General features: G+C 59.8%; 6 protein-coding genes. All 6 read right to left on the bottom strand.

From position 1 onward, the window contains the following. Window positions 1-168: 168 nt before the first annotated feature. From KHQ28_RS28120 to moaA, 6 genes are read right to left on the bottom strand one after another with little or no spacing between them, the layout of a single operon-like run. Window positions 169-873, bottom strand: coding sequence for a Bax inhibitor-1/YccA family protein (locus KHQ28_RS28120; protein WP_004142079.1), 705 nt, complete (start codon window positions 871-873; stop codon window positions 169-171). A gap of 45 nt (window positions 874-918) precedes the next feature. Next, window positions 919-1,371, bottom strand: a complete 453-nt coding sequence (moaE, locus tag KHQ28_RS28125) for a molybdopterin synthase catalytic subunit MoaE (RefSeq protein WP_002895674.1) — start codon at window positions 1,369-1,371, stop codon at window positions 919-921. Window position 1,372: 1 nt separating this feature from the next. Further along, a complete protein-coding gene (gene moaD / locus KHQ28_RS28130) occupies window positions 1,373-1,621 on the bottom strand; it encodes a molybdopterin synthase sulfur carrier subunit (RefSeq protein WP_032414705.1) in 249 nt (82 codons plus the stop codon). Then, window positions 1,614-2,102 (bottom strand): cyclic pyranopterin monophosphate synthase MoaC, encoded by a 489-nt coding sequence (gene moaC / locus KHQ28_RS28135; RefSeq protein ID WP_032414703.1) that lies wholly within the window; start codon window positions 2,100-2,102, stop codon window positions 1,614-1,616. The genes moaD and moaC overlap by 8 nt, the downstream gene beginning before the upstream one ends. A 3-nt stretch (window positions 2,103-2,105) precedes the next feature. Beyond that, a complete protein-coding gene (gene moaB / locus KHQ28_RS28140) occupies window positions 2,106-2,618 on the bottom strand; it encodes a molybdenum cofactor biosynthesis protein B (protein WP_002895668.1) in 513 nt (170 codons plus the stop codon). A 23-nt stretch (window positions 2,619-2,641) separates the two neighbouring features. Further along, window positions 2,642-3,586 carry a GTP 3',8-cyclase MoaA gene (gene moaA / locus KHQ28_RS28145; protein WP_228298303.1) on the bottom strand — a complete coding sequence of 315 codons (945 nt, stop codon included), beginning with the start codon at window positions 3,584-3,586 and terminating at the stop codon, window positions 2,642-2,644. Window positions 3,587-3,620: the final 34 nt, after the last annotated feature.

The following is a 3,620-nucleotide window of genomic DNA, read 5'->3' on the forward strand; positions in this document are numbered from 1 at the left end:
TCCATGCGCTTGCGCGGGCCTACGGAGTGTGAGCCTGTGAGAGGATCCTGTAGGCCGGGTAAGGCGCAGCCGCCACCCGGCAAAATCAAGGGTACCGTGCCTGAAATCTCGCCCGGCGGCGCTGCGCTTGCCGGGCGTTCGGAGATGCAACCCCTTGATATAAAGAGGTTAGCGGCGGTTGCCCATAATACGCAGCAGCATCAGGAACAGGTTGATGAAGTCCAGATACAGCGTTAAGGCGCCAAGGATCGAGTATTTACGCAGCGTGGCGCTGTCGCGGGTATCAATCTGCTCGCCGATGTTTTTCAGCTTCTGGGTGTCATACGCCGTCAGGCCGACAAACAGCACCACCCCAATGTAGGTCACAGCCCACATCAGCGCCTCGCTCTTCAGCCACAGGTTGACCAGCGACGCCAGCACGATGCCAATCAGCCCCATAAACAGCATGCTGCCGAAGCCGCTCAGATCGCGCTTCGTGGTGTAACCATACAGGCTCATCGCCCCAAACATCCCGCCGGTGACCACAAAGGTGCTGGCGATCGATGAATAGGTATAGGCGATAAAAATGCTCGATAGCGTCAGTCCGGTCAGCGCCGAATAGAGCATAAACAGCGTGGTGGCCATCCCGGCGCTCAGCCGCTGCACCATTCCCGACAGCACAAACACCAGCGCCAGCTGGGCAATAATCAGCCCGAAGAAAGTGATTTTGCTCGAAAAGACGAACATCATCACCGCCGGAGTATTCGCTGCAAACCACGCGATAAACGCCGTCAGCAGCAGGCCGACCGTCATCCAGCCGTACACCTGCGCCATGTAAGTCTGCAGGCCGGTACGGCCCTGCACTATTGAATCGGAACGCGGATATCTGTCCATGACTCTCTCCTGATAAACAAAGTTTCACCCTGTAAGCGTATCACACTACCAGCGCTCTGCCGCCTGGCGATCGCTGTCGCGGGCGTCGACCCAGCGTTCGCCATCCGGCGTCGCTTCACGCTTCCAGAACGGCGCGCGGGTTTTCAGGTAATCCATAATAAACTCGCCGGCGGCGAAGGCGCTGCCGCGGTGAGCGCTGGTGACGCCGACAAACACAATCTCTTCCCCCGGCCACATTTCGCCGATGCGATGGATAACCGTCACCCGGCCCAGCGGCCAGCGCTCGCGCGCCAGCTCGACAATTTCCGCCAGCGATTTTTCAGTCATCCCCGGATAGTGCTCGAGGGTCAGCGCCTTCACGCTGTCGCCGAGGTTGTGGTTACGCACTTTACCGGTGAAGGTGACCACCGCGCCGTCTTCATCGCGTTCCGCCAGCCAGGGATATTCCTCACTGACGCTAAAGCGCGCCGGGCTGACCACGATACGGGTTTGTGTCATGTCAGCCCCCCGTTACCGGTGGGAAGAACGCCACTTCGTCGCCGCTGGCCACTGGATGTTCGAAAGAGGTTAGCGTCTGGTTAACCGCCGCCAGCAGCTTGCCCTCCTCCAGGGCCAGCGCCCAGCGATCGCCGCGGGCGGCAAGCTGCTGACGAACCGCTTCGACAGTCGCCAGTTCGCTGGCATCAAGGGTCAGCGAATCGGTACCGACCAGCTCGCGCACCTGGGCAAAAAACAGAATCTTAATCATGGCATTCATCCACCTTAAAATCGCCGGACTTGCCGCCGCTTTTCGCCAGCAGGCGCACCGGGCCAATCACCATATCCTTCTGCACCGCTTTGCACATATCGTAAATGGTCAGCGCGGCAACCGAGGCGGCGGTCAATGCTTCCATCTCAACGCCGGTTTTCCCGGTGAGTCGGCAGAGCGATTCAATGCGCACCCGGTTATGTTCCGGCTGCGCCTGCAGATTGACTTCCACTTTGCTGAGCATCAGCGGATGACACAGCGGGATCAGCTCCCAGGTGCGTTTGGCCGCCTGGATCCCGGCGATACGCGCGGTGGCAAACACGTCGCCTTTATGGTGGCTGCCGTCGATAATCATCGCCAGGGTCGTCGCCTGCATTTCGACATAAGCCTCGGCGCGCGCTTCGCGCACCGTTTCCGCTTTGCCGGAGACATCCACCATATGGGCTTCGCCCGCGGCGTTAATATGGGTCAGTTGTGACATAGATTATTTCTTCAGGTGAGGAATGAAGTTACACGGACGGGTGCGGGCATCAAGCTGCGGGGCAATGATGTTGTCCCACGCCGTGCGGCAGGCTTTGGTCGAGCCCGGCATGGCAAAAATCAGCGTGCGGTTGGCGACGCCGGCCACGGCCCGGGACTGCAGCGTCGAGGTGCCGATCTCTTCGAACGACAGCATGCGGAACACTTCGCCAAAGCCTTCGACCTCACGATCAAACAGCGGCAGCAGCGCTTCCGGCGCCTGATCGCCGTCGGTAAAACCGGTGCCGCCGGTGATCAGCACCACCTGCACGTTATCGCTGGCTATCCACGCCGATACCTGAGCGCGGATGGCGTAGCGATTCTCTTTGACGATCGCCTTCTCGACGACTTGGTGCCCCGCCTCCTGCGCCGCCTCGCGCAGCCAGTGACCGGAAGTGTCGTCCTCTTCGCCGCGACGGCTGGAAACGGTAAGAATAGCAATACGGGTCGGAATAAACTCAGCGCTAGCCTGGCTCATCTGAATGCTCCTTTCGAAAACGATTAACCGCCAATATAGGACAGGTTCTGCGTAATACCGGTGTTGCCCTGATGCAGGAAATGGGTCTGCTTTTTATGGGTTAAGGCTTCGGCGATCCGCGCCTCAAGCGCGGCCTGCTGCTGGTCTTCGGCCATCAGGTCGCGCAGGTCGACGCCGCCTTCGCCAAACAGGCACAGGTGCAGTTTGCCAACGGACGAGACGCGCAGCCGATTGCAGGTGGCGCAAAAGTCTTTTTCATACGGCATGATGAGGCCGATCTCGCCGGCGTAGTCCGGGTGACAAAAGACCTGCGCCGGGCCATCGCTGCGCTGGCGGATCTGATGGATCCAGCCGCGGCGCAGCAGTTCATCGCGCAGCACCATGCCGGAGAGATGGTGACGACGGAACAGGTCGCTGCCTTCACCGGTTTCCATCAGCTCAATAAAGCGCAGCTGGATACGACGGGGTTGGATCCACGCGAGGAAGGTATCGAGCTGGTGATGGTTAACATCACGCATCAGCACGGTATTCACCTTCACCTTGTCAAAGCCAGCGGCGAAGGCGGCGTCAATGCCGTCCATCACCTGGTGGAACTTGTCCTGGCCGGTGATGGCATGGAACTGGCGGGCGTCGAGGCTATCAACGCTGACGTTAATCGCCGTCAGGCCGGCATCGCGCCAGCGTTCGACATCGCGCGCCAGGCGGTAACCGTTGGTAGTGACCGCAATCTGACGGATCGCCGGGTTTTCACGCACGGCGGCAATGATCTCGGTGAAGTCGCGGCGCAGGGAGGGTTCCCCACCGGTGAGGCGAACTTTTTCGGTGCCCAGCGCAGAGAAAGCGCGCGTAACCCGGCGTATTTCGTCTACGCTGAGAAAGCCATTGTTATTGACGGCGCCGGGCTTGTAACCGTTCGGCAGGCAGTAGGTGCAACGGAAGTTGCACACATCGGTAATCGACAGACGCAGGTAATAAAACGGCTATTTGCATTCTAGGGTTGGA

This window comes from Klebsiella sp. 28 (assembly GCF_018223905.1).
In the GTDB taxonomy this organism is placed as follows: Bacteria; Pseudomonadota; Gammaproteobacteria; order Enterobacterales; family Enterobacteriaceae; genus Klebsiella; species Klebsiella pneumoniae.